This window comes from Streptomyces sp. NPDC005402 (assembly GCF_040606575.1).
In the GTDB taxonomy this organism is placed as follows: Bacteria; Actinomycetota; Actinomycetes; order Streptomycetales; family Streptomycetaceae; genus Streptomyces.
Window position 1 is genome coordinate 283,211 of record NZ_JBEXFB010000006.1, and the last position, 25,069, is coordinate 308,279.

The 25,069-nt window shown below is 70.0% G+C and carries 21 protein-coding genes; 17 read left to right on the plus strand and 4 right to left on the minus strand.

The window, feature by feature from the left end:
- Positions 1–82: 82 nt before the first annotated feature.
- The 5 genes from ABZT02_RS14210 (at position 83) to ABZT02_RS14230 (ending at position 4,611) form a co-directional block, all read left to right on the plus strand.
- Positions 83–1,150 carry a glucose-1-phosphate thymidylyltransferase gene (locus ABZT02_RS14210; RefSeq protein ID WP_356017615.1) on the plus strand — a complete coding sequence of 356 codons (1,068 nt, stop codon included), beginning with the start codon at positions 83–85 and terminating at the stop codon, positions 1,148–1,150.
- Positions 1,147–2,133, plus strand: a complete 987-nt coding sequence (gene rfbB / locus ABZT02_RS14215) for a dTDP-glucose 4,6-dehydratase (protein WP_356017618.1) — start codon at positions 1,147–1,149, stop codon at positions 2,131–2,133. The genes ABZT02_RS14210 and rfbB overlap by 4 nt, the downstream gene beginning before the upstream one ends.
- Positions 2,130–3,014 carry a dTDP-4-dehydrorhamnose reductase gene (gene rfbD / locus ABZT02_RS14220; protein WP_356017619.1) on the plus strand — a complete coding sequence of 295 codons (885 nt, stop codon included), beginning with the start codon at positions 2,130–2,132 and terminating at the stop codon, positions 3,012–3,014. Before rfbB ends, rfbD begins: the two co-directional genes overlap by 4 nt.
- Before the next feature lie 97 nt (positions 3,015–3,111).
- The gene (locus tag ABZT02_RS14225) at positions 3,112–3,717 is read left to right on the plus strand and encodes an FG-GAP repeat protein (RefSeq protein ID WP_356017621.1); all 606 of its coding nucleotides are present in this window, start codon (positions 3,112–3,114) and stop codon (positions 3,715–3,717) included.
- Between the two features lie 99 nt (positions 3,718–3,816).
- Entirely contained in the window at positions 3,817–4,611 is a 795-nt protein-coding gene (locus ABZT02_RS14230) for a class I SAM-dependent methyltransferase (protein WP_356017623.1), read from the plus strand.
- 86 nt (positions 4,612–4,697) lie between these two features.
- On the opposite strand, the gene rfbC is transcribed toward ABZT02_RS14230, so the two are convergent.
- Both rfbC and ABZT02_RS14240 read right to left on the minus strand, forming a co-directional pair.
- Positions 4,698–5,291: a dTDP-4-dehydrorhamnose 3,5-epimerase gene (rfbC, locus tag ABZT02_RS14235; protein WP_356017625.1), complete on the minus strand. Its 594-nt coding sequence runs from the start codon at positions 5,289–5,291 to the stop codon at positions 4,698–4,700.
- Between the two features lie 68 nt (positions 5,292–5,359).
- Positions 5,360–7,390: a glycosyltransferase family 2 protein gene (locus ABZT02_RS14240; protein WP_356017627.1), complete on the minus strand. Its 2,031-nt coding sequence runs from the start codon at positions 7,388–7,390 to the stop codon at positions 5,360–5,362.
- A gap of 322 nt (positions 7,391–7,712) precedes the next feature.
- Here ABZT02_RS14240 and rplU point away from each other — a divergent pair, with 322 nt between their 5' ends.
- The 3 genes from rplU (at position 7,713) to obgE (ending at position 9,860) form a co-directional block, all read left to right on the plus strand.
- Positions 7,713–8,033, plus strand: a complete 321-nt coding sequence (gene rplU, locus ABZT02_RS14245) for a 50S ribosomal protein L21 (protein ID WP_007381993.1) — start codon at positions 7,713–7,715, stop codon at positions 8,031–8,033.
- A gap of 14 nt (positions 8,034–8,047) precedes the next feature.
- A complete protein-coding gene (gene rpmA, locus ABZT02_RS14250; RefSeq protein WP_030961848.1) occupies positions 8,048–8,302 on the plus strand; it encodes a 50S ribosomal protein L27 in 255 nt (84 codons plus the stop codon).
- A 121-nt stretch (positions 8,303–8,423) separates the two neighbouring features.
- On the plus strand, positions 8,424–9,860 hold the full coding sequence (obgE, locus tag ABZT02_RS14255; RefSeq protein WP_356017629.1) for a GTPase ObgE: 1,437 nt from the start codon (positions 8,424–8,426) through the stop codon (positions 9,858–9,860).
- An 83-nt stretch (positions 9,861–9,943) separates the two neighbouring features.
- On the opposite strand, the gene ABZT02_RS14260 is transcribed toward obgE, so the two are convergent.
- On the minus strand, positions 9,944–10,114 hold the full coding sequence (locus ABZT02_RS14260; protein WP_356017631.1) for a hypothetical protein: 171 nt from the start codon (positions 10,112–10,114) through the stop codon (positions 9,944–9,946).
- A gap of 450 nt (positions 10,115–10,564) precedes the next feature.
- Here ABZT02_RS14260 and ABZT02_RS14265 point away from each other — a divergent pair, with 450 nt between their 5' ends.
- The 5 genes from ABZT02_RS14265 (at position 10,565) to ABZT02_RS14285 (ending at position 18,638) form a co-directional block, all read left to right on the plus strand.
- Entirely contained in the window at positions 10,565–12,115 is a 1,551-nt protein-coding gene (locus ABZT02_RS14265) for an alkaline phosphatase D family protein (RefSeq protein WP_356017634.1), read from the plus strand.
- A gap of 91 nt (positions 12,116–12,206) precedes the next feature.
- Complete coding sequence (locus tag ABZT02_RS14270; protein ID WP_356017636.1) at positions 12,207–13,436, plus strand: hypothetical protein; 1,230 nt, start codon at positions 12,207–12,209, stop codon at positions 13,434–13,436.
- A gap of 144 nt (positions 13,437–13,580) precedes the next feature.
- Positions 13,581–15,080: a bifunctional cytidylyltransferase/SDR family oxidoreductase gene (locus ABZT02_RS14275; RefSeq protein WP_356017638.1), complete on the plus strand. Its 1,500-nt coding sequence runs from the start codon at positions 13,581–13,583 to the stop codon at positions 15,078–15,080.
- 149 nt (positions 15,081–15,229) lie between these two features.
- Positions 15,230–17,281 (plus strand): hypothetical protein, encoded by a 2,052-nt coding sequence (locus tag ABZT02_RS14280; RefSeq protein ID WP_356017641.1) that lies wholly within the window; start codon positions 15,230–15,232, stop codon positions 17,279–17,281.
- Positions 17,282–17,444: 163 nt separating this feature from the next.
- On the plus strand, positions 17,445–18,638 hold the full coding sequence (locus ABZT02_RS14285; protein ID WP_356017643.1) for a glycosyltransferase family 2 protein: 1,194 nt from the start codon (positions 17,445–17,447) through the stop codon (positions 18,636–18,638).
- On the opposite strand, the gene ABZT02_RS14290 is transcribed toward ABZT02_RS14285, so the two are convergent.
- Entirely contained in the window at positions 18,622–20,634 is a 2,013-nt protein-coding gene (locus ABZT02_RS14290; RefSeq protein ID WP_356017992.1) for a hypothetical protein, read from the minus strand. The two genes, ABZT02_RS14285 and ABZT02_RS14290, sit on opposite strands and share 17 nt — an antisense overlap.
- 419 nt (positions 20,635–21,053) lie before the next feature.
- On the opposite strand from ABZT02_RS14290, the gene proB reads away from it, so the two are divergent.
- From proB to ABZT02_RS14310, 4 genes are all read left to right on the plus strand, one after another.
- A complete protein-coding gene (gene proB, locus ABZT02_RS14295; RefSeq protein WP_356017994.1) occupies positions 21,054–22,160 on the plus strand; it encodes a glutamate 5-kinase in 1,107 nt (368 codons plus the stop codon).
- 217 nt (positions 22,161–22,377) lie between these two features.
- The gene (locus tag ABZT02_RS14300) at positions 22,378–22,938 is read left to right on the plus strand and encodes a hypothetical protein (protein ID WP_356017645.1); all 561 of its coding nucleotides are present in this window, start codon (positions 22,378–22,380) and stop codon (positions 22,936–22,938) included.
- 90 nt (positions 22,939–23,028) lie between these two features.
- On the plus strand, positions 23,029–24,315 hold the full coding sequence (locus ABZT02_RS14305; RefSeq protein WP_356017647.1) for a glutamate-5-semialdehyde dehydrogenase: 1,287 nt from the start codon (positions 23,029–23,031) through the stop codon (positions 24,313–24,315).
- 148 nt (positions 24,316–24,463) lie between these two features.
- On the plus strand, positions 24,464–25,030 hold the full coding sequence (locus ABZT02_RS14310) for a hypothetical protein (protein ID WP_356017649.1): 567 nt from the start codon (positions 24,464–24,466) through the stop codon (positions 25,028–25,030).
- Positions 25,031–25,069 lie beyond the last annotated feature (39 nt).

Here is a 25,069-nt window from a genome sequence, read left to right on the forward strand (position 1 = left end):
ATGGCCGGTGAATCCCCGGCCTGCCCCCAGGGTTATGATGTGAGCCGTGATTGACGCTTAATTTAGACAAATAGGGACTTTCGTGAAGGCTCTCGTGCTCTCCGGGGGGGCGGGCACCCGCCTCCGCCCGATCACTCACACCTCCGCCAAGCAGCTGGTACCGGTCGCCAACAAGCCCGTGCTCTTCTACGGCCTGGAGGCGATCGCCGAGGCCGGGATCAGCGAGGTCGGCATCGTGGTCGGCGACACCGCGGAGGAGATCCGCGAGGCGGTGGGCGACGGCTCCCAGTTCGGGATCCAGGTCACCTACATCCCGCAGGAAGCGCCGCTGGGCCTCGCCCACGCCGTCCTCATCGCCCAGGACTTCCTCGGTGACGAGGACTTCGTCATGTACCTCGGCGACAACTTCATCGTCGGTGGCATCACCGGCCTGGTGGAGGAGTTCCGCGGCGAGCGTCCCGACGCGCAGATCCTGCTGACCAAGGTCCCCAACCCCACCTCCTTCGGTGTCGCCGAACTCGGCGCCGACGGCCGGGTGGTGGGCCTGGAGGAGAAGCCGAAGCAGCCCAAGAGCGACCTGGCACTCGTCGGCGTCTATCTCTTCACCCCGGCTATCCATGAGGCCGTCCGGTCCATCGAGCCCTCCTGGCGCGGCGAGCTGGAGATCACTCACGCCATCCAGTGGCTGATCGACCAGAAGCGCGACGTCCGCTCCACCACCATCTCCGGATACTGGAAGGACACCGGCAACGTCACCGACATGCTGGAGGTCAACCGGTCGGTCCTGGAGACCGTCGAGCCGGTGATCGAGGGCACGGTCGACGAGAGCAGCGAGATCATCGGCAGGGTCCGTGTCGAGGCGGGTGCCAGCGTCAGTGGCAGCCGGATCGTCGGGCCTGCCATCATCGGTGCCGGCACGGTGGTCAACGACGCCTACATCGGTCCGTTCACGTCCGTCTCTGAGGACTGCCGGATCCAGGACAGCGAAATCGAGTACTCCATCGTGCTGCGCGGCTCGTCCGTGACCGGCGTGCGCCGCGTGGAGGCCTCGCTCATCGGACGTGACGTCGAGGTCACGCCCGCGCCCCGCAACCCCAAGGCCCACCGGCTCGTGCTCGGTGATCACAGCAAGGTGCAGATCTCTTCATGACCACTCGGATTCTGGTGACCGGCGGTGCCGGCTTCATCGGCTCGCACTACGTCCGTACCGTGCTCGGCGCCGAGGGCCCCGGTGATGTCTCGATCACCGTCCTCGACAAGCTGACCTATGCGGGCAACCCGGCCAACCTCGACGAGGTGCGTGAGCACCCGGGCTTCGCCTTCGTGCAGGGCGACATCTGCGACCCCGAGCTGGTCGGCAAGCTGATGGCCGAGCATGACCAGGTGGTGCACTTCGCCGCCGAGTCGCACGTCGACCGTTCCATCGACGGTGGTGCGGAGTTCGTCCGCACCAACGTGGTCGGCACCCACACCCTCATCGACGCGGCCCACCGCGCCGGCATCAAGACCTTCGTGCACATCTCCACCGACGAGGTGTACGGCTCGATCGACGAGGGCTCCTGGCCCGAGACGCACCCGCTGGAGCCCAACTCGCCGTATTCCTCGGCGAAGGCGTCCAGCGACCTGATCGCGCTGTCGTACCACCGCACCCACGGCCTGGACGTCCGCGTCACCCGCTGCTCCAACAACTACGGGCACCACCACTTCCCCGAGAAGGTCATCCCGCTCTTCGTGACCAACCTCCTCGACGGCAAGAAGGTCCCGCTGTACGGCGACGGCGGCAACGTCCGCGACTGGCTGCACATCGACGACCACGTCCAGGGCATCGAGCTGGTGCGCACCAAGGGCCGCGCCGGTGAGGTCTACAACATCGGCGGCGGCACCGAGCTCTCCAACAAGGAGCTCACCGGCCTGCTGCTGAAGGCGTGCGGCGCCGACTGGGAGACCAGCGTCGAGTACGTCGAGGACCGCAAGGGCCACGACCGCCGCTACTCCGTCGACTGCACGAAGATCCGCGAGGAGCTCGGTTACGAGCCCCGCAAGAGCTTCGAGCAGGGCCTCGCCGAGACCGTGCAGTGGTACCGCGACAACCGCGCCTGGTGGGAGCCGCTGAAGGAGCGGGCCGCGCTGTGAACCAGGCCTGGCTTGTCACCGGCGCGGGCGGCATGCTCGCCCAGGATGTCCTGGCGCGCCTCGCCGAGGCGGGGATCCCGGCCGTCGCGGCGACCCGCGCCGAGCTGGACATCACCGAACCGGCCTCCGTGAGCGAGGCGTTCGCCCGGCACCGGCCCGCTGTCGTCGTCAACTGCGCCGCCTGGACCGCCGTGGACGACGCCGAGTCCCGCGAGGACGAGGCGCTGCGGATCAACGGCGACGGACCGCGCCACCTCGCCGAGGCGTGCGCGGAGACCGGGGCCGTACTCCTGCAGGTGTCCACGGACTACGTGTTCACCGGGGACGCCGAGAAGCCGTACCCCGAGGACGCGCCCACCGGGCCGCGCAGCGCGTACGGACGCACCAAGCTGGCGGGCGAGCAGGCGGTCCTCGCCGCGCTCCCGGAGACCGGCTACGTGGTGCGCACGGCCTGGCTGTACGGCGCGGGCGGCGGCAACTTCGTCCGTACGATGATCAAGCTCGAGGGCGTCAAGGACACTCTCGACGTGGTCGACGACCAGCGCGGCCAGCCCACTTGGACGGCCGATCTCGCCGACCGGCTGGTCCGCCTCGGCCAGGGCGCCCTCGCGGGCTCCGCCCCGGCCGGCGTCTACCACGGCACCAGCGGTGGCGAGACGACGTGGTTCGGCTTCACGCGGGCCATCTTCGAGCAGCTGGGCGCCGACCCGGAGCGGGTCCGCCCCACCACCAGTACGGCCTTCGTACGACCGGCGCCCCGGCCCGCGTACAGCGTGCTGGGCCACGATCGGTGGGCGGCGGCGGGCATCGAGCCGATCCGGGACTGGCGCGAGGCACTGACCGAGGCGTTCACCGCGCTGCTCGCGGCGGAGCGGGGCTGACCGGAGCCTACCGGCCACCGGCTTTTCCTGACGGCCGGTGGTCCCACTTGCATGAGACCGGAGGGGACCGGCACGTCATCCGGGGGTCCGGTCCGACTTGGACGGGGACGGGTACGGCGATCTCGTGGTCGGTGACCCGACCGCGACCGTGCTCGGGAAGTACGCCGCCGGCTACGCGGCCGTCCCGCGCCGGTCGGCACACGGCTCCCGGACCCGGAAGGCGCAGGTCGTCACCCAGGACGACCTGGGCTTCGGCGAGGCGGGCGCCGACGGCGTCTTCGGCGGCGTGAACACCATGGTGACCAACGACCTCAACGGCGGCGGGCGGGCCGACCTCGTCACCCAGGCGGGCCGGCGCACCCTCTTCGTCGTCCGGGGCAGCGACAAGGGGCTGACCGGTGCGGCGGCCCGCCTGACAGGCTCGGCGCCCCTCGCGGGCGATGTCGACGGCGACGGACACACCGATCTGGTCGTCGGCCCGGGCACGGGCCAGAGCGAGGACAACTCGGTACGGGTCCTGCTGGGCCCCTGTCCAGGGCCGGAGGGGCGGCGAGGTGCGGGTGCTGCGCGGCGGACCGGACGGGGTCGAGCCCGCTCCGGCGCCGGTGGTCCCGAACGCCGATCTCGGACCGGGGATCTCGAGGCCCGGAAGCGACTTCGGGGTGGTCAACCGACCCCGGCTTGCCTACCGGCGAGTACGTAAACCTTCCGTGAACTTCCGAGAAAGCTTACGCCAGAGCCTTTGAATGAGTAACTTCGCCGGAAACAAGAAACAGCCGGAACCCCTCGAAAGGCCGCTTCAGTGGACCGTCATGAACTCCTGCGTGGACTGCACCGAGTCTACCGGCCGCGAAACTACCTGGAGATCGGCGTCAACGACGGCCGCAGCCTGGCACTTTCGCGCGTCGCGTCCGTCGCGATCGACCCCGCCTTCAAGGTGGTGACGTCGCTCAGCTGCGACGTCCACCTGGTCCAGTCGACCAGTGACGACTTCTTCGCCCGCAAGGACCCGCTGGTGCACCTGCGCCGGGGTCGCAACCCCTTCCGCGCCCTCGCCCGCCGCGACCCGCTGGGGGTCCTCGGCGGCGATCCCACGCTGGAGCTGTCCTTCATCGACGGCATGCACCTCTTCGAGTACGCGCTACGCGACTTCATGAACGTGGAGCGCCACTCGCGCTGGTCCAGCGTGATCGTGCTCGACGACATGCTGCCTCGTGACGTCGACGAGGCGGCGCGCGACCGGCACACCAAGTTCTGGACGGGCGACGTCTACAAGGTGGTGACCGTCCTGCGCAAGTACCGCCCCGATCTGACGGTGCTCGAGATCGACACCGCGCCGACCGGCGTCGCCGTGGTCTTCGGAGCCGATCCGCAGAACACGGTGCTCAAGGAGGCGTACGACGACATCATCAAGGAGTACGTCACCCCGGACCCGCAGCCGGTCCCGGAAGAGGTGCTCGTGCGCAAGAACGCCGTGCAGCCCGAGGCGCTGCTGGGGGCGGACTTCTGGCCGGCCCTGGTCCGGGCCCGGAACCTGCGCCGCCCGCGCGCGGGCTTCGAGAAGGTGCGCGGCCAGATCGCCGCGCTGGGCGGCTGAGCGGCGCTGAGCGCAACGAGAGGGGCCTCGCGGACACTTCACCGCGAGGCCCCTCCTCGTGTGCTCTCAGGCGCGTACGCGGGCTCTCAGCCGCGCAGCCGCGCCTGGTAGGCCTGGCACGCCTCGTACGACGGCAGCAGACCCTTCGCCTCGGCCTCGGCCAGGGTCGGCGCCGCGGAGTCCTTGTCGGACAGGACCGGCGTCAGGCCCGACGGCCACTCGATGCCCAGCTCGGGGTCGAGCGGGTGGATGCCGTGTTCGCGCTGCGGGGCATACCCCTCGGAGCACAGGTAGACCACGGTCGCGTCGTCGGTCAGCGCCATGAAGGCGTGCCCGAGCCCCTCGGAGAGATAGACGGAGTGGTGGTCCACGTCGTCCAGGCGCACGGCCTCCCACTGCTTGTACGTGGGGGAGCCGGTGCGGATGTCGACGATGACGTCCAGCACCGCGCCGCGTACGCACTTCACGTACTTGGCCTGGCTGGGCGGCACGTCGGCGAAGTGGATGCCGCGCAGGGTGCCGCGGCTGGAGACCGAGCAGTTGGCCTGGGCCAGATTCAGGCCGTGGCCCGTGGACTCCGCGAAGTCCGCTCCCTTGAACCACTCGTGGAAGCTCCCGCGAGCGTCTGGAAAGACCTTCGGTTCGTGCACCCAGGCGCCGGCGATTCCGAGCTCCCGCATGATGATCACTCCTCAACTGTGCTGCGTGTCCGTGGTGGTGCCGGCCGTGCCCGTCCGGGGCGTGCCGGTCAGGCGACCAGTTTCGCCGCGAGCCTACGGATCTTCTTGCGGGCCGGGCCGGGAAGCCTGCGGACGACCGGGCCGCCGACGGCACGCAGCTTGCGCCGAAGGGCCGTCTTGCGCCGCTTGGTCGCCTCCGCGCGCACGATCTCGGCGTCGACGAGCGGAAGACCGTCATCGAGCCGCAGCCGCCCGCTGCCGTCGACCTCCACCGCGCACAGCGCGAGGGCCGGGCTCTTCTCGCCGTCCAGCCGCACGGCGAGGTCCCAGCTGCCGGCGGGTACGCCCTTCGGGCGGAGGGGGAGGGCGAGGTGGGCGCGGTCGGCGGCGGGGCGGACCTCGGCGGGCAGCGTGTACGTACGGCCGTCCGCGGAGCTCAGGACCAGCTCGGTCTTCATCGGCGCGGTCTTCTGGCCGGCGAACATGTCGAGCCGGAGCTCCGGCCGGCTGCCGGGCATCCGCAGTACGGGGCGGCCTTCGAGGTACGGCGCCAGTTTCTTGCTGCGGCGGGCGACATCGAGGGTGAGGTTCCCGTGCGGGTCGGTGAAGTACGGGATGACCGGGCGGGAGGGGGAACCGAGCAGCGCGGGCCGGCAGTCCTGGTCGACGTGTGCGGCGCGGTCGGCACCCAGGCGGGCCTTGCGGACCACACCGAGACCGCGGACCGGGACCCAGATGTCCCAGAACCCGCGGGAGACGGGGCCGCGGCCCTTGCCGCCCTGCGGATTGACGTAGCCGGTGCCGCGCATGACGACCTCGCAGGCGCCGTCGCCCAGGTCCTCGACGGTGGCGGTGTACTCCGCGGGGCAGGCCCACTCGACGGCCGTCTCGCGGTTGCGCAGCGACATCTCCGCCTTGAAGCCGTTCATCTCGTCCGTGACGTCGACCAGCTCGCCGTCCTTCAGCACTCCTTCGGTGAACTCGGGGTGCAGGAAGAGCCGGCCGTCGCGGCGCAGCAGCTTGAGCGGTTCGGTGTTCTCACCGTGGACGAGCCGGGCGCTGACCTCGACGGCCAACCTGCCGTCGGCCTGCCAGGCGACGTTCTCCAGCCGGGCCGTACCCTTGACGGAGGCGGCGAAGCGGGCGATCCGCACCAGGCCCTCGCGGTCGTCGCGGCGCAGCAGCGTGGACCGGATACGGCTGAGAGCACCGAGCCCGTCGTGCACGCCGTCTCCCATGAAGTCCGCGGCCAGCGGCTTTACGGCTTCGACCATCTCGTCGAGATAGGCCGGGTCGTACTTGAGGACGGAGGGCTCGCTGAGTCGGCCGAGCATCTCCACCCGGTAGAACCGGCGCAGCAGCAGGTCCCGGAATTCGCCGGGTTCGGTGTTGGCGACGACTACGTCGAGGACCTCGCGGAGGTTTCCGTAGTAGCCGGACGGGACGATCTTGGCGGAGCCGGCGTTGTTCCCGTCGTCGCGCTTCGAGTAGTAGTAGCAGGTGTAACTGCCGAGGATGGAGACGACCTTCGCGGGGAAGTACGCCTCCATCATGTACAGCTGGTCCTCCAGGCGCCGCTTGCCCTCGGGATAGGCGATGTTGTTCTCCCGGAGGAACTTCGCGCGGAACATCTTGTGCGGAGTGAGGCTGTCGTACAGCGGTGCGTCCTTGAGGCTGCACTTCTCCCGGTCCACGCGGAAGACACCGTGCGGGACGCCGCGGAAGTTGCTGGCCACCTTGCCGATGACGATGTCGGAGCCGTTGCGGTGCCCCATGTCGTACATCCGGCGCAAAGCGTCGGAGGCGAGGTAGTCGTCCTGGTCGAGGAACTGTACGTACTCCCCGGCCGCCTCGCCCACACCGATGTTCCTCGGTTTCCCGGGCCAGCCGGAGTTCGGAATGTGAATCACCCGGAAGTGCGGATGTTCCTTGGCCAGGGCGTCCAGCTCGGCGGGAGTGTCGTCGGTCGACCCGTCATCGACGAAGAGCACCTCGAATTCGTCCGAAGGCAGGGTCTGCCGCAACAGCGAGTCAATACAAGGCTTGATGTACTTTCCTGGGTTGTACACCGGGATGATGACGCTCACCTTGGTCGGCATCTGCTGTTTTCTCCTGTCGGAAGCCCTGAGAGGGTTACCCTTGCGTGTACGTGGGGCGACCAGTGCGTGTATGGCCGGGGCCACAGAGTATCCGCAGGTGTTTCGGGTATGCGAACAGACTTCTGAAGCCGCCGGGAGCCCTGGTTTGACCGGGCCTGGGGACGGCCCGTAACCTGGACCGTCGGCGTGTCCATAGTGGCCGCCACGTCCCCGTAAACCTTTTCCTTCCGGGTGCTCCGGTGTCCGGGAGAGGTCGCCCGTGCTCTTTGGTCGGTCGGCTGGCCTGCGGGGATGCCGTTCTTCGAGTGAGAGTGAGATCCGCGTGTACGCCATCGTGCGCAGCGGTGGTCGCCAGCACAAGGTTGCTGTCGGCGACATCGTTGAGGTTGACAAGATTTCCACTGCCAAGGTTGGCGACACGGTCGAGCTCTCGACCCTGCTCGTTGTCGACGGCGACGCTGTGACCAGCGACCCGTGGGTCCTGGCCGGCATCAAGGTCCAGGCCGAGGTCGTGGACCACCACAAGGGCGTCAAGATCGACATCCTTCGCTACAAGAACAAGACCGGCTACCGCCGTCGTCAGGGCCACCGCCAGCAGTACACGGCGATCAAGGTCACTGAGATCCCCGCGGCTGCGAAGTAAGGGACTGAGAAGAGATGGCACACAAGAAGGGCGCATCGTCCACCCGTAACGGTCGCGACTCCAACGCTCAGCGCCTCGGCGTGAAGCGCTTCGGCGGTCAGGTCGTCAACGCGGGCGAGATCCTGGTCCGCCAGCGCGGCACCCACTTCCACCCGGGTGCGGGCGTCGGCCGTGGCGGCGACGACACGCTGTTCGCGCTGAACGCCGGTGCGGTGCAGTTCGGCACCCACCGTGGCCGCAAGGTCGTGAACATCGTTCCGGTCGCCTGAGCTCAGGCTCAGACCGAACTTTTCGCGAGGCGGACCTCACTTCCCTGGTGGGAAGGCGGGTCCGCCTTTCGCGTGTTAAGTCCGTAATAGGTTTTCCGCTCGTTTTCTGGAGGCACTGACCATGACCACCTTCGTGGACCGCGTCGAACTGCATGTCGCCGCGGGTAACGGAGGTCACGGCTGTGCCTCCGTCCACCGGGAGAAGTTCAAGCCGCTCGGCGGTCCCGACGGCGGCAACGGCGGGCGGGGCGGCGACGTCATCCTGACCGTCGACCAGTCCGTGACCACGCTGCTCGACTACCACCACTCCCCGCACCGCAAGGCCACCAACGGCAAGCCCGGTGAGGGCGGCAACCGCTCCGGCAAGGACGGCCAGGACCTGGTCCTGCCGGTGCCCGACGGCACCGTCGTCCTCGACCGGCAGGGCAACGTCCTCGCCGACCTGGTCGGGCACGGCACCTCGTACGTGGCCGCCCAGGGCGGCCGCGGCGGCCTCGGCAACGCGGCGCTGGCCTCCGCCCGCCGCAAGGCCCCCGGCTTCGCGCTGCTCGGTGTGCCGGGAGACCTCCAGGACATCGTCCTGGAGCTCAAGACCGTCGCCGACGTGGCGCTGGTCGGCTACCCGAGCGCCGGCAAGTCCTCGCTGATCTCCGTCCTCTCAGCGGCCAAGCCGAAGATCGCCGACTACCCCTTCACCACGCTGGTCCCCAACCTGGGCGTGGTCACCGCCGGCGAGACCGTCTACACCATCGCCGACGTGCCGGGTCTGATCCCGGGCGCCAGCCAGGGCAAGGGCCTGGGCCTCGAGTTCCTGCGGCACGTGGAGCGTTGCAGCGTCCTCGTGCACGTCCTGGACACCGCCACGCTGGAGTCCGACCGCGATCCGGTCTCCGACCTCGACATCATCGAGGCGGAGCTCAGGGAGTACGGCGGCCTCGGCAACCGTCCCCGCCTCGTCGTCCTGAACAAGATCGACGTACCGGACGGCAAGGACCTCGCGGAGATGGTGCGGCCGGATCTGGAGGCGCGCGGCTACCGCGTCTTCGAGGTGTCCGCGGTCGCGCACATGGGTCTGAAGGAGCTCTCCTTCGCCCTCGCCGACCTGGTCGGCAAGGCGCGGGCCGCCAAGCCCAAGGAAGAGGCGACCCGGATCGTCATCCGCCCCAAGGCCGTGGACGACACCGGCTTCACCGTGGTCCGCGAGGAGGACGGGCTGTTCCGGGTGCGCGGCGAGAAGCCGGAGCGCTGGGTGCGGCAGACCGACTTCAGCAACGACGAGGCCGTCGGCTACCTCGCCGACCGTCTCAACCGCCTCGGTGTGGAAGACCAGTTGATGAAGGCGGGCGCCCGCTCGGGCGACGGCGTCGCCATCGGCCCCGAGGACAACGCGGTCGTCTTCGACTGGGAGCCGACCGTCATGGCCGGCGCCGAGATGCTCGGCCGGCGCGGCGAGGACCACCGCTTCGAGGAGCCGCGGCCCGCCGCCCAGCGCCGCCGCGACAAGCAGGCCGAACGGGACGAGGCCGCCCAGGAGTTCGACGACTTCGAGCCGTTCTGAGTCAACGCCGGGTGACGCCCCGGCCCACCGGGGGATGACCAACCGCACCTCCTGTGACCCGTACGGGGTAATCCGTACGACCGTCACAGGAGGATGCGGCGTCCGCGTACGACGAAGAGGGCAACGTCGTCCTGGCGGTCGCCGGTGTCGCCGCCCTGCGCCCCCTCGCGGAGGCCGCCCCACGGTGCCGCCCGCTCACCACACCTCGCGGTGACAGCGGCCGACCGGGACGGCGCGAGCGACCTGTCGGCCATGGTGAACCAGCACGGTCGGGCGGGCGACCGGCGGCCCCTTCGCCCTTAGCGGCTCCGCCACCCGGGCCGCCGGGTGGTGAGCACGACACCCGCGTCCGGATACCCGGCACCCCGGGGCGCCCCCGACCAAGCGGCGAGCGCCGGTTCCCGCCACCCTCCTCAGGCCGGACGGCACGTTCGTCTTCGGCCACACCCTCCTCGGCGTCACCGCCGCGAGAGTCCGTCCGGGCTCGGACTTCGCCAACCAGAACCCAAAAGATCGTCAGTCGGCAGTGTCTTGAGAGCCGTTGCGCCGGGATCACGTTCATCATGTGATCCCCGAGTCGCAACGGCTCTTCTGTTGTCTACCTATTTGTCATGCACGCGAACACCTTGGTTCAACGCACGGATCGCCCCGAAGCGTGAGCTTCCAGGGTGCCCAAGAGGTAAGCGACCCAAGGGAGTTCGCCCATGTACGGAGCAGCATCACCCGGCCGACGCCGCTTTCTGGCCACAGGCGCCGCCGTGCTCGGTGCCGCCGCCTCCGCCCAGCTCTGGCTGCCGGGCACCGCGCGGGCGGCGGAGACGCCCCTGCCCGACGGAGTGTTCAGCCTCGGCGTGTCTTCCGGCGACCCGCTGCCGGACGGCATCGTGCTGTGGACGCGGCTCGCCCCCGACCCCCTGAACGGCGGAGGCATGCCCGACAGAGTGGTGCCGGTCGACTGGGAACTCGCCGAGGACCAGCGCTTCGGCAAGGTGGTCCGCCGCGGCACCGCCCAGGCCCTGCCCGCGTACGGACACAGCGTCCACGTCGATGTACGGGGCCTGCGCGCGGGCCGAACGTACTGGTACCGGTTCCGCGCCGACGGTCAGCTCTCGCGCACCGGCCGCACCCGCACCGCCCCCGCCCGGGACAGCTCCGGCGGCAGCTTCCGGATCGCGCTCGCCTCCTGCCAGAACTGGCAGAACGGCTACTTCACGCCCTACGCCGACATGCTGGACCAGGACCCCGACGTCGTGCTGTTCGTCGGCGACTACATCTACGAGTCGGCGCCGTCGTCGGCGGGTCCGCGCCGGCACGAGGGCACGGGGGAGCCGTACACCCTCGTCCAGTACCGCAACCGGTACGCCCAGTACCGCAGCGACCCGGACCTCGCCGAGATGCACGCGAACGCGCCCTGGGTGGTCACCTTCGACGACCACGAGGTCGACAACGACTGGGCGGGCGAGATCCCGCAGGACCCCGCGAAGCAGCCGCACGACGCCTTCGTGGCCCGGATGACGGCGGCCTTCCAGGCGTACTACGAGCACATGCCGGTGCGCGCCACCGCCGTCCCGAACGGCCCGCACATCCAGATGTACCGGCGGCTGGAGTTCGGCCGTCTGGCCTGGCTGAACGTGCTCGACACCCGGCAGTTCCGCAGCGACCAGGTCACCGGCCAGGCGGCTGCCCAGGACCCCTCGCTCACCATGCTCGGTGCCGAGCAGAAGCAGTGGCTGCTGGACGGGCTGCACGGCTCACCGGCCCGCTGGAACCTCATCGCCTCGCAGATCATGATGGCCGAGACCGACATCCTGCCCGGCGAGGGCAAGCTCTGGTACTACGACGCCTGGGACGGCTACCAGGTCGAACGCAACGCCCTCCTGGAGGAGTTCACCAGCGTGCACAACCCGGTCGTGCTCTCCGGTGACCGCCACTTCACGATGATCAGCGACCTCAAGGAGGACTACGCCGACCCGTCCTCCCGGGTGGTCGGCGCCGAGTTCGTCGGCACGTCCATCTCCAGCAACGGCGACCAGGACCAGGCCGACTTCCACGCCCAGTGGGGCCCGCTGATGGCCGACAACCCGCACTGGAAGTTCATCGACGCGCACCGCGGCTACCACCTCTTCGACGTCGACCGGCACGGCATCGACGCGCAGGTCCGGGCCGTGGACACGGTGGTCAGGCCGCAGGCGATGGCGAGCACGCTGGCACGGCTGCGGGTGGACGCGGGCAAACCGGGGGTCCGGCACGCGTGAGCGCGGGTTGCCGGAGAGGGGCGTGCTCCTCATCGCGGTCCCACGCTCCTCTCAGGCAACGCTCAGGCACTTCTCTTACCGTCCTCTGACTATGGAGACGGACCGTACGAGAGACGACCTTCCGGTGAACGGCGTGACCGCTCCGCTGCCCTTCGGCACGCGCCTGCTGCACATCGGCCCCCACAAGACCGGCACGACCGCCATCCAGGGCGCGCTGTTCGCGGCGAAAGACCTGCTGCCCGAGCACGGCGTCGTGTTCCCGGCGCACAGCAGACATCCCATGGAAGCCGCCCTGGCCGCGTGCGCGAGGCCCGCGATGATCGGGGACACCGCGCCCACCGAGAAGCACTGGACACGCCTGCTGGAACAGGTCGAGGCGTCCGGCGAGAAGACCTCGGTGATCAGCAGCGAGTTCTTCGCCGACGCCGAGGACGACACCACGATCGCGCGCATCGTCGACCAGCTCGGCGGGATGGGGGTCCCCCCGCTCGAGCGAAGCCGAGAGTGGGGGAGGGTGCACGTGCTGGTCACGCTGCGGCCGCTGGCGAGGATCATGCCCTCGCAGTGGCAGCAGTACGTGCAGAACGGCCTGCGCATGGGCTACGAGGACTGGCTCACGCACATGCTGAGGAAGGCGCCGTACAAGCAGCCCAACCCGAGCTTCTGGCACCGGCACCGGCACGACCGGCTCGTCGGGCGCTGGGTCCGGGCGGTCGGTTGCGAGCGGATGACCGTCGTCGTGGTCGACGACCGCGACCGCGGTGGTCTGATGCGCACTTTCGAACAGCTCCTCGGGCTGCCCGAGAATCTGCTCCAGCCCGTTCCGGAGGCCGCGAATCGCTCTCTTACCCTTGCCGAGACCGAAATGCTGCGGAATCTTAACAAGGAATTCCGCGGCAATGGACTGCCGGACGAGTTGTATTCCAAGCTCGTCCGCAACGGTGCCGTCATGCATATGAAGAACGCGTGCAGTCCGTCACCCGAGGACGTGAAGATACTCACTCCGGAGTGGGCCGTCGAAGCCGCCGCCGGGATCGGTGCCGAGATGGCCCGGAGCATCGGTGACATGGGCGTGCGGATCATCGGTGACCCCGGCCTCCTGTCCGCCGCACCGAAGACGCCGGCCCTGGACGGGATCCCGGCCCCGCGGATCTCGCCCGAGGTGGCGGCCCAGGCGCTGTACGGGGCGCTGGCCGCGGCGGCCGGGGCACCGGGGCGGCCCACCTCGCCGGCCAAGCCGCGCACGGTGCACCAGACGCCGTCGAAGGAACTGATACGGGTACTCGGGCACCGGTGTCTGAAGAAGCTGCGCCGGCGCTGAACTCCCCGACGGTCGCCGTTACCGGCAGTGCAAGATGAATGACAGGTGGCGCGTACATATGCAGCGAACGGCGGTCACCTTGCACAGCGGTAACCGCAAGTGGGACCATTTCCCCGTTCCCTGTCGCCCCGAGGTAGGTCTTCTGTGTCCCAGCACATCGCCAAGCCCCGTACCACCGCAGTGATCCTGGCCGGTGGTACCGGTCAGCGCGTGGGTCTCTCGATCCCCAAGCAGCTGCTGAAGATCGCCGGCAAGGCAGTCATCGAGCACACCCTGACCACCTTCGAGAAGGCCGACTCCATCGACGACATCATCGTCCTGATGGCGCCGGGCTACGTTCCGGACATAGAGAAGATCGTCGCCAAGGCCGGGTTCACGAAGGTCAAGAAGATCATCGAGGGCGGCTCCACCCGGAACGAGACCACCGAGCGCGCCATCGAGGCCCTCGGTGAGGGCCTGGCCGAGGGCGAGGACCTCAACGTCCTGTTCCACGACGCCGTACGCCCGCTGCTCTCGCGGCGTGTGATCGACGACTGTGTGGTCGCGCTGGAGCGCTACCAGGCCGTCGACGTCGCCATCCCGTCCGCGGACACCATCATCGTCACGCGCAAGCACGGCGACGACGGCGAGTTCATCACCGAGATCCCGGACCGCTCCCGGCTGCGCCGCGGCCAGACCCCGCAGGCCTTCAAGCTGTCCACCATCAAGCGCGCCTACGAGGTCGCCGCTGGTGACCCCAACTTCCAGGCCACGGACGACTGTTCGGTCGTGCTCAGGTACCTGCCGGACGTGCCGATCCACGTCGTCGCGGGCGACGAGTACAACATGAAGGTCACCCAGCCCGTCGACGTCTTCATCGCCGACAAGCTCTTCCAGCTCGCCTCCACCGCCGCGCCCGAGCAGGTCAGCGACGACGCCTACCGCGAGCTGCTCACCGGCAAGACCATCGTCGTCTTCGGCGGCTCCTACGGCATCGGCAAGGACATCGGCGAACTCGCCGAGTCCTACGGCGCCAAGGTGTACGCGCTGGGCCGCTCCACCACCGGCACCCACGTCGAGAACCCGGAGGAGGTCGACGACGCGCTGTCCAAGGCGTACGCCGAGACCGGGCGCATCGACTACGTCGTCAACACCGCGGGTGTGCTGCGCATCGGCAAGCTGGCGGAGACCGACAACGCCACCATCGAGGAGGCGCTGAAGGTCAACTACCTGGCCCCGGTGCAGATCGCGCGCTCCTCGTACAAGTACCTGGCGGAGACCAAGGGCCAGCTGCTCCTGTACACCTCCAGCAGCTACACCCGCGGCCGCGCCGAGTACAGCCTGTACTCCTCGACCAAGGCGGCGATGGTCAACCTGACGCAGGCCCTGTCCGACGAATGGGCGGGTGACGGCGTCCGGGTGAACTGCATCAACCCCGAGCGCACCGCCACGCCCATGCGTACCAAGGCCTTCGGCCAGGAGCCCGCGGGCAGCCTGCTGTCCTCCGAGGCGGTGGCCCGTACCTCGCTCGACGTGCTGCTCTCCGAGCTGACCGGGCATGTCATCGACGTCCGCCAGCAGGACCCGACGGCCTCCGCGGGCCAGGCGTCCGGCTTCGAGGCCGCGCTGGCCACTGTCCTGAACCGCCAGGACGGCGTGGCATAATCAGGGACAAATAGTCTTCGGTAAATTCAGGCCTCTGTGGCTGCCCGTTCCTGGCGCATTCACAGGGGCCTGAAGGCTTAAGCAAGGCCTGAAGTCGCAAGTACCGATAATTCGTAAACAACCGGCATCCCTCCCAGAGCAGGTTCTCAGTGATAAGCACCGCTATTCGCGTCGCCCGGGTGGGCAGCGCGGCCGAGCTGGCCGCTGCGGTCCTCATGCTGGCGGGTTTCCCCGCCATAATGGTGGCCGCGCTCATTCCGAGCGTCCCAGCCTTCGCGGCCGCGAGCGCCGTCACGTACCTTGCGGACCACTATCTGCACCGCCAGGGCAGTTACCTGATCAACCGCCTCAGCAAGGTGCGCGCAGGTCTGTCGATCCGCTTCCTGATCAGGCAGCTCCTGCTGATCCTGCTGCTGGCCCGGCTCGACCTCTCCAACAACCTGATCTTCTACGGGGCCACCGCCTGCTTCATCGCGTTCTACGGTCTCCAGGCCCCGCACGGTGCGCTGGTCACCCTGATCCGCAACCGCCGCCGGCTGCCGGTCGCCACCCGCAACGTCGACCTGGCCTCCCGCATCCGCATCCCGGACGCGCCGCCGATGGGTCTGCTGAACCGGTCGGCGGAGAAGATGCTCCACCTCGACCTCGCCGCCGTCGTCGGCATAGTCGTCGCCGCCGCGGCGGACTCCGCGCTGCCCGGCTTCATCGGTATCGGCGTGACGATCGCGCTCGGTTGCCTGTACGTCCTCGCGCTGATGCCGTACGTGAGCAAGAGGAAGATCCCGCCGGCCGCCGACGAGGTCCTCGCCAAGGTCGACGACTGGCTGGGCGACTACAAGCCGGAGACGGTGCTCTACTTCTCCGGCTCCAAGGACTCCGTCTACCAGGTCAACATGTGGCTGGAGACCATGGAGCAGCTGGACTCCAGGCCCCTGATCATCCTGCGTGAGCGGGTCATCCTGCAGAACCTCGCGCCCACCACGGTCCCCGTCATCTGCGTGCCTGGAGGGGTGCACCTGATGAACATGGACCTGTCCACGGTGCGGGTCGCGCTGTACGCGGCGAACGTCGGCAAGAACATCCACCTGCTGCGCGTGCCCACCATGAAGCACGTCTTCATCGGCCACGGCGACAGCGACAAGCTGGCGAGCGTCAACCCGTTCAGCAAGGCGTACGACGAGGTGTGGGTGGCCGGCCGGGCCGGCCGCGACCGCTACGCCATCGCCGACGTCGGCGTCCGTGACGAGGACATCGTCGAGGTCGGCCGCCCGCAGCTCGCGCCGATCCAGACGGGGAACACCGTGCAGGAGGACGGTGTCCCGACCGTCCTGTACGCGCCCACCTGGGAGGGCTGGGACGGCAACCCGGGCAACACCTCGCTCATGCTGGCCGGCGAGAACATCGTGAAGAAGCTGCTCCAGGCCGACCCGCCGGTTCGCGTCCTCTACAAGCCGCACCCCTTCACCGGCACGGTCCTCGCCAAGGCGGGAGCCGCGCACGACAAGGTCACCGCGCTGATCGAGAAGGCCGCCGCCGAGCGTGCCACGGACCCCCGCTTCCAGGCCGAAGCGGCCGCCCAGACCGCGGCCAAGGCCGAACTGGCCCGCATCGAGGCACGGCTCGCCGTCCTGGCCGGCGGCGGCGGCGACAAGGGCGACGAGGCCGAGGCCAGCCGTGACGGTGTGGTCGACGTGGCCAAGTACGAGGAGATCGGCCGTCTGCGCGGCGAGTGGAACGACGCGTACTGGCGCTCCTTCCCGGTGTGGGAGCACCGGGTGATCACGGGCACCGAACCGCGGCTGTACGACTGCTTCAACGTCTCCGACGCGATGGTCTCCGACATCTCCAGCGTGGTGTCCGACTTCATCGCGAGCGGCAAGCCGTACGCGGTCACGGACTCCGCCGAGCTGGGCGTGGAGGAGTTCAAGCGGCAGAACACCGCGGTGCGGGCCGCCACGATCCTGTCCAACCAGGCCACCGAGCTGGGCGAGCTGCTCGACGCGGTCCGTGCCCCGGCGGCCGACCCGCTGGCCGAGGACCGGGTGGAGCTCAAGCAGTACCTGCTCGGACCGGACGAGCCGACCTCCATCGAGCAGTTCAACACCGCGGTGGCCAACCTCGCGATCAAGGCCGAGGCGCGTAACGTCGGCCAGGAGTCACGGGCGGCCGCCTCGGCGGCGGAGGCCACGACCAAGGCCTGACCTCCTCTGCGTAAAGAAAGGGCCCGGTTTCGGGGGTGATCCCGAAAACCGGGCCCTTCCCGCGTATCTCCCAGTGCCGGCGTGCAACCCTTTTCCCCGGTCGGCCGTCTAGGGGATTGCCCCTGAGCAGATCTGGGGGAAACAGACCGTGACTGGGGGAGAAGTGACCGTTGCGCAGCCTGATGTGACTGTTGTCATCGGGGCGTACGAGGCGATGCCGTATCTCGTCGACTGTCTCGCCTCCGTCGAGGCACAGACGATCGGCCACGCCCGCATCGAGGTCATCGCGGTCGACGACGGCTCGGCGGACGGCACCGGGGAGTACCTCGAGGAGTTCGCCGCGCGCACTCCCCTCGACGTCACGGTGATCCGGCAGGACAACTCCGGCGGCCCCAGCGGTCCGCGCAACGTCGGTCTGGGCAAGGCGACCGGGCGGTACGTCTTCTTCCTCGACGCCGACGACCGGCTCGGCCCCGAGGCCCTGGAGCGGATGGTCGCGATGGCCGACCGCAACGGCACGGACGTCGTCCTCGGCCGGGTGGAGGGCGTCAACCGCAAGCCGCCGACGTCGATGTGGGGGCAGACCCTGGAGCGCACCGACGTCTTCTCCTCCAACATCAAGTTCACGCTGAGCGCGCAGAAGCTGTTCCGCCGGGCGTTCCTCGAACGGCACGGCATGCGCTTCGACGAGTCCCTGTGGACCGGCGAGGACGCCCTGTTCACCATGGGGGCCTATCTGCGGGCCGACGGCGTCTCCGTGATCGCCGACCACACCTGCTACTACCTGGTGGGCCGGGAGGACGGCAAGCACGTCACGAAAACCGGCAGCCACACCCTGCGCTTCGACTCCGCGCGCGCCCTGATGACCCTGATCGCCGACCTGGTCCCGGCGGGCGCCAGACGCGACGTGCTGATGGTCCGCCCCTTCCTCGTCACCCTGCTCCCGCAGTTCGGCCCGAATTTCCTGAAGGACGACGAGGCGATACGCCAGGAGAAGCTGGAGCTCGCGAAGCCGCTGGTGGACGCCTACTGGACCGGCGAGGTGGCCCACCGCCTCCGCGTCCACGAACGTCTGCGGCTCCAGCTGGTGGCGATGGGCCGCCAGGATCTCCTGGTGGAGGTCCTGGAGTTCATGAAGGCGAAGAAGACCCCGGAGGCGGTGCTGGAGAAGGGCGGCCGCCGGGTGTATTTCGCCTACCCGTTCTTCCGCGACCGCTCGGCGGGTCTGCCCGACTCCCTCTACCTGGCCGAGCCCCGCGAGGCCCGGGAGGTCCCGGGCTACCGGGAGGTCGGGTTCGACCAGTTGCTGCGTCGGGCGGTCCGCAAAGCGCGCAGGGTGCTCACCCCGGCAGCGTGAGCGTCCCGGAGGCGCACGCGGTCTCCTCCTCCCGCCGCTGCCCCGGAAGCCTCCGCCCCCGAGCCACCGCGCTCAACGCCTGAACGGCCCTGTCGAACCGTTCCTGCGAAGAAGGCTCGTCCGGCCCCAGCAACCGCCGCTTCAACTCGGCGCGCGCGGCCACGAGTTCGTCCCGCTCCGGATGACGTACCGCGTCCAGCAGCGCGGGCACCCCCACCGCGTCCGGCGTCAGCACGGTCGCCGCCCCCGCCGTGGGGAAGGCCGCACGAAACGCGTCCTCGCTCAGGCCGCTCGTGTTCGCGACCGCGTACGGCTTCCCGCTCGCCAGGAAGTCACTGACCACGCTGGACACATCGCTGATCAGCAGGTCGGCCCGGTTGAAGCAGGCGTACAGCGCGGGCCGGGCGTCGGTCACGACCTGGTGCTCCCACTCCGGCAGCGAGGCCCAGTACGCCCGCTCCCAGGCCGCCGTCGCCCGGGCCACCGCCTCCGCGCGGCCCGGCTCCGGCGTGGACTGCAGCAGCATCCGCTCGACCGAGTCCGCGGCGGACCGGAAGGACGCGGTGGTGAGCCGCTCCAACTCCCGTGTCCTTCGCGAGAGTTCACCGTCGTTGGCGGGCCGCTCGCCGGCCCGCTCCCGGTTCGCCGCCCGCACCAGCTCACGAATCCTCAGGTCCGCCGCGCCCGCCCGCGCGTCCACCGACCCGGTCAGCGGATGCGGCTTGTACAGCAGCCGTACCCCGGGGTCCGCGAGCAGCGCCCGCACGATGTTCTCGCCCGCCTCGATCACCGACGTGTTGCCGGGGTTGCCGTCCCAGCCCTCCCAGGTCGGCGCGTACAGCACCGTCGTGTACGGCCCGGTCGGCGGTCCCTCGTACGGCCGTACGGCCTCCAGCTGCGGGCGGCCGATCTCCACCACGTCCTTGTCCTCGACGCCCACCTGCGCCGCCGCGTACCGCTCGCGGGCAGCGGGACCGGCCACCCACACCTCGTCGTAGGCCTTCGCGTACGGGTTGCAGGAGGACAGCTTGTCGCTCTCGCCGTGGTTGACGAAGGTGTGCTTGATCGTGGGGATGCGCAGGACCTGGGAGGTCTTGCCGGAGTTCGACGGGTGGATGAGGACCTGGAGCGTGGACTGCTCCAGGCGCAGCAGTGTGGACACCTTCGGCAGGCAGACGATCGGGATGTCGGTCGCGGCGATCTTCTGCATCATGAACCGCTCGCGCAGGATGATGACCGGCTTCCCGCCGAGCTTCGCGAGCGGCTCCAGCCACATGTCGGCCTGGTAGGCGGAGGAGACCCCGCCGGAGAAGTACAGGCCGACGGTCGGCCGGTACGCGGCGAGCCATGCGTCGAACCAGTCGAGCACCTCCTGCTCGCCCGCCGGACGCCGGCTCGGCAGCAGTCGTACGAGGAGGTCGTAGAGGCCCATGAGCGCGAGACCGAGGGACATCGCGATGCCGAAGGCCGCGCACCGGGGCTCGCCGGTGGCCGCGGTGACCAGCAGGCCCGCCGTGGCGGGCAGGCCGTGGACCAGCAGGCGGGGCCCGGGGCGGCGCAGGAGGGCGGGCGGGGCCGGGGTCAGGCGCAGCGCGGAGGCGTCGATGTTGCGGGTGACCACCGGGAGGGTGCGGGTGCGGCGGACCAGGACGGAGGCCGCCTGGATCGCGCAGTGCAGCGCGTAGAAGGCGAGCAGGCCCCCCACCAGGGCGGTGTACGCCGTCTCCTCGGCCTCCGGGGTCAGCCGCAGCAGGCCGAGGACCAGCAGCAGGTCGCGCAGGACGTGCCGCACGGTGATGTCCGCGTGGGACTTGGCGAACAGGGACACCATGCCGCGCTGCCACCGGTGCAGGACGCCCTCGACGGCCAGGGAGGCGGCCGTCGCGACGAGCAGCAGAGGGACGTGCGGACGCAGGGCGGCGACGGCCTGGGCGACGACGGCGGCTGCCAGGACGGCGGCGACGAGCACTCTCGTCGCGGTCTGCCGGCCCGGCAGTCGCAGCGCGGACCGAAGGTGGGGGAGGCGTTTTCGCACGGGGGACACTCCAAGGTCGTCGCGAGACGGACGCCCTGGTTAACGGGTGTCGACCTCCGGACGACACGCGCGTGTCCTCTGTCCGCCGTGGCGGTCAGGTGCTATGCGCGGGGTGCTGACAGGCGAGCGGGGCCAGGAGGTCCTCGACGCGTTCCGCCGGCGACCGGTCGGCCGGCGTTTTATGGAGGTCGGGCGGTCCGGGCCCAGCACGCACTCCTTGAAGGTGCGTCGCTGTGCGGCCATGGGATCGTGCCGTCCGGGACCAGGGTCCGGGGACCGGACGGATGCGCGCCGGAGCATCCCCTTCGCGTACATTGCGGACGAGGTACCCACAGTGGCGCGAGGGGACAGGACACAAGGTGGCAGGGGCAAGGCAGGCCGTGGGCGAGGCCCGCAGGATCGTTGTCAAGGTCGGCTCCTCGTCGCTGACCACCGCTGCCGGCGGCCTCGACGCCGACCGGGTCGACGCGCTGGTCGACGTCCTCGCCAAGAGCCGCAGCGGAGGAGAGAAGGAGATCGTCCTCGTCTCCTCCGGAGCCATCGCGGCGGGCCTCGCCCCGCTGGGCCTGCGCCGCCGGCCCCGGGACCTCGCCCGCCAGCAGGCCGCCGCCAGCGTCGGCCAGGGCCTGCTCGTCGCCCGCTACACCGCCTCCTTCGCGCGGTACGGCGTCCGCGTCGGCCAGGTACTGCTGACCAGCGACGACATGAGCCGCCGCGCCCACCACCGCAACGCCTCCCGGACCCTCGACAAGCTCCTCGCGATGGGCGCCCTCCCGATCGTCAACGAGAACGACACCGTCGCCACCGACGAGATCCGCTTCGGCGACAACGACCGGCTCGCGGCCCTGGTGGCCCATCTGGTCCACGCCGATCTCCTGGTCCTCCTCTCCGACATCGACGGCGTCTACGACGGCGACCCCAGCAAGCCGGGCACCGCGCGGATAGCTCAGGTGCGGGGGCCCGAGGACCTGGCGGGCGTCGAGATCGGCAGCGCCGGCAAGGCGGGCGTCGGCACCGGCGGCATGGTCACCAAGGTCGAGGCCGCCCGGATCGCGGCCGCCGCCGGCATCCCGGTGGTGCTGACCAGCACGATCCACGCGGCCGAGGCGCTGTCCGGCGGCGACACCGGCACCTACTTCCACCCCGCCGACAAGCGCTCGGCGGACCGGCTGCTGTGGCTTCAGCACGCGTCCACCCCGCAGGGCGCGCTGACCCTGGACGACGGCGCGGTGAAGGCGGTCGTCGACCGCCGCAAGTCCCTGCTGCCGGCCGGGATCGCCTCCGTCGAGGGCGAGTTCGTCGCGGGCGACCCCGTCGAGCTGCGGGACGGCACCGGGCACGCGGTGGCCCGCGGGCTCGTCAACTTCGACGCCAAGGAGATCCCGCGGCTGATCGGCCGCTCCACCCGGGAGCTGGCGCGCGAGCTGGGTCCGGCCTACGAGCGGGAGGTCGTCCACCGGGACGATCTGGTGATCCTGCATCCCTGAGGGGCGGTCTTCGTCGATCCGAAGTGCCGCCCGGCGTCCTCCGGCTCTGCCGGCGGCCCGGGTGCCCGAAAACGGGGTGAACGCCCCGCCAAGAGCGTCGCCCTCAGGTGGACGTTCCGCAAAACCGCCCCACGAGCCCTTGCGGGCTGCTCAACTTTGTCCCAGGGACACATTCCGCCCGACCCTTGGGGTCGACCTGTGCATGAAGGAGGCCGTCGTGAGACGAGTGCGCCCTGGGGCAGCGGTGTCCCACGAGGGTGCGGCGGCTTCCCGAGGCGGATCCGGTCCGCCCAAAGGGACCGTCGCGCGGGCGGCCGGCTCTTCGGCACCGGCGGCGGGCGGGGCCGGTGGCTCGGCCACGCGGGCGGCCGGTGAGGAGCGGGCCCTGACGAGCGTCGCGGCAGGCGACCGGTACAAGGGTGAGCAGCCCCGGGATCTGCCACGCCTGTGGCATGTCACCCTCAGCGTCTCCGGCGAGGAGGCCCCGCTGAAAGAGGTCCGGCGCGCACTCGAACAGCTCGCCCACGACCACCCCTTCCTGCTGACCAGCCGCTACGCCAACGACCACGCGGAGATCCGGTACTGGGAGGAGGCCCGCGACCTGCACGACGCGGCCGCCGTCGCCCTGCGCCTGTGGGGCGAGCACCGCCAGACGGCCGGACTGCCGCCCTGGGAGATCGTCGGCCTGGAGGTCATCGACCGCCAGACCTACCACCAGCGCATCGCCGAGGGGTACGGCCCGCCGCCGGCCACACCGGTGGGCGCCCACCCGTTCTGACGATCGCTCCTCACGCAATGTCCCTTTGATCCCGTCTCGCGCTGTGGAACAACCGGTGGACGGCCCCGCCCGGCGCACTACCCTTCCGGTATGACCTCGCTCTCGCCGTACGACTCCATGACCCCGGTCACCCAGGCCGCCTACCGGGCCAAGGCCGCCGCCGCCGACCTCGCCCCGCTGCCCAGGGCCGAAAAGGACGACGCGCTGCTCGCCATCGCGGACGCCCTTGAGGTCCGTACGAGCGAAATCGTCGAGGCCAACGCCAAGGACATCGCCAAGGCCCGCGAGGCCGGCACCAGCGAGGCGATCATCGACCGGCTGACGCTCACCCCGGAGCGGGTGCGCGCCATCGCCTCCGACGTCCGGGACGTCGTCGCGCTGCCCGACCCGGTCGGCGAGGTCGTGCGCGGCTCGACCCTCCCCAACGGCATCGACCTGCGCCAGGTCCGCGTCCCGCTCGGCGTCGTCGGCATCATCTACGAGGCCCGCCCGAATGTGACGGTGGACGCGGCGGCCCTGTGCCTCAAGTCCGGCAACGCCGTCCTGCTGCGCGGCTCGGCCTCCGCGTACGAGTCGAACACCGCCCTCGTACGGGTCCTGCGCGACGCCGTGGGCGGCGCCGGACTGCCCGCCGACGCGATCCAGCTCGTGCCCGGCCAGTCCCGCGAGAGCGTGCAGGAGCTGATGCGCGCCCGCGGCCTGGTCGACGTGCTCATCCCGCGCGGCGGCGCCTCACTGATCCAGACCGTCGTGACCGAGTCGATCGTCCCCGTCATCGAGACCGGTACCGGCAACTGTCACGTCTACGTCGACGCCCAGGCCGACCTCGACATGGCGATCGACATCCTGATCAACTCCAAGGCCCAGCGGGTCAGCGTCTGCAACGCCGCCGAGACCCTCCTGGTCCACCAGGACATCGCCCCCGAGTTCCTGCCGCGTGCCCTGGACGCCCTCGCCGAGGCCGGCGTGACCGTCCACGCCGACCAGCGGGTCCTGGCGTACGCGAAGGACACCAAGGCGACCCTCGTGGAGGCCACGCTGGAGGACTGGGACACCGAGTACCTCTCCTACGACATCGCCGCCGCCGTCGTCGACTCGCTCGACAAGGCCGTCGAGCACATCCGGCTGTGGACCTCCGGCCACACCGAGGCCATCGTCACCACCTCCCAGCAGGCCGCCCGCCGCTTCACCCAGCTGGTCGACTCCACGACGGTCGCGGTCAACGCCTCCACCCGCTTCACCGACGGCGGCCAGTTCGGCTTCGGCGCGGAGATCGGCATCTCCACCCAGAAGCTGCACGCGCGGGGCCCGATGGGCCTGCCGGAGCTCACGAGCACGAAGTACATCGTCACCGGCGACGGTCACATCCGCCGCTGAGCCCCGGCGCCAGGGGGCGCGCGGCCAGGGCATATGCATCCGGCAGGCGCCCCCGGTCTGCTTCCGTGGCGCACGAGAGGTGTCTCACAGGGCGGATGAATTTCCATACCGTCTGCCCAAATTGACCCCCCAGGTCTACTCTGGATGCGTGCCGGAGGACGTGGGGGGCACGCCGTTCCCTGACGGCTGGGAGCCCGACGACGACCACGACCGCGGGGTGTCGGACGAAGAGTTCGCCTCCGTGGTCTTCGACGAGGCCTTCGTACGGGCGGCCGTGGTGCACGAGCCGACCGCCGTCGAGCGCCTCCTGGCCGCAGCCCAGGCGAGAGCGGAGGCCTCCGAGGCCGAGGCCCGCCGCGCCCGCGCCAGAGCCGAGCGGTACGACGACGGCTTCGGACCCGGCGGTTTCGGCCATGATCCCGACCTCGACGACCTGGACGACACCGAGGTCCTCGAAGGCCGCTACGGCGCCCCGGGGACGTACGGCAAGCAGGTCCGCTGGCACCGCCCCGTCGCCTGGATGCTCGCCCTCGTCATGGGCATCGGCATGGTCGCGCTGGCCTTCACGGCGGTCTACCGGGGCGCCTCCTCCGGCAGCCGCGACCGGGTTCCGCCGCCCGCTTCGACCGGCCTGGAACAAGGGAGCACGGTGACGCCCTCGGCGTCCGCCGACTACTCCCAGCCAGCCGCCTCCGCGGTGCCGCGAACACCCTGACGATCCTGGTGAGAACCTGTCAGAACTTGTCGCACAGCA

Excerpts from the sequence above, each read along its gene's own strand:
- rfbB (WP_356017618.1), top strand. The coding sequence starts at position 1,147 with ATGACCACTCGGATTCTGGTGACCGGCGGTGCCGGCTTCATCGGCTCG.
- rfbC (WP_356017625.1), bottom strand. The coding sequence starts at position 5,291 with ATGCGGGAGCTCGGAATCGCCGGCGCCTGGGTGCACGAACCGAAGGTC.
- ABZT02_RS14240 (WP_356017627.1), bottom strand. The coding sequence starts at position 7,390 with ATGCCGACCAAGGTGAGCGTCATCATCCCGGTGTACAACCCAGGAAAG.
- rpmA (WP_030961848.1), top strand. The coding sequence starts at position 8,048 with ATGGCACACAAGAAGGGCGCATCGTCCACCCGTAACGGTCGCGACTCC.
- obgE (WP_356017629.1), top strand. The coding sequence starts at position 8,424 with ATGACCACCTTCGTGGACCGCGTCGAACTGCATGTCGCCGCGGGTAAC.
- ABZT02_RS14260 (WP_356017631.1), bottom strand. The coding sequence starts at position 10,114 with ATGGCCGACAGGTCGCTCGCGCCGTCCCGGTCGGCCGCTGTCACCGCG.
- ABZT02_RS14265 (WP_356017634.1), top strand. The coding sequence starts at position 10,565 with ATGTACGGAGCAGCATCACCCGGCCGACGCCGCTTTCTGGCCACAGGC.
- ABZT02_RS14270 (WP_356017636.1), top strand. The coding sequence starts at position 12,207 with ATGGAGACGGACCGTACGAGAGACGACCTTCCGGTGAACGGCGTGACC.
- ABZT02_RS14305 (WP_356017647.1), top strand. The coding sequence starts at position 23,029 with ATGACCTCGCTCTCGCCGTACGACTCCATGACCCCGGTCACCCAGGCC.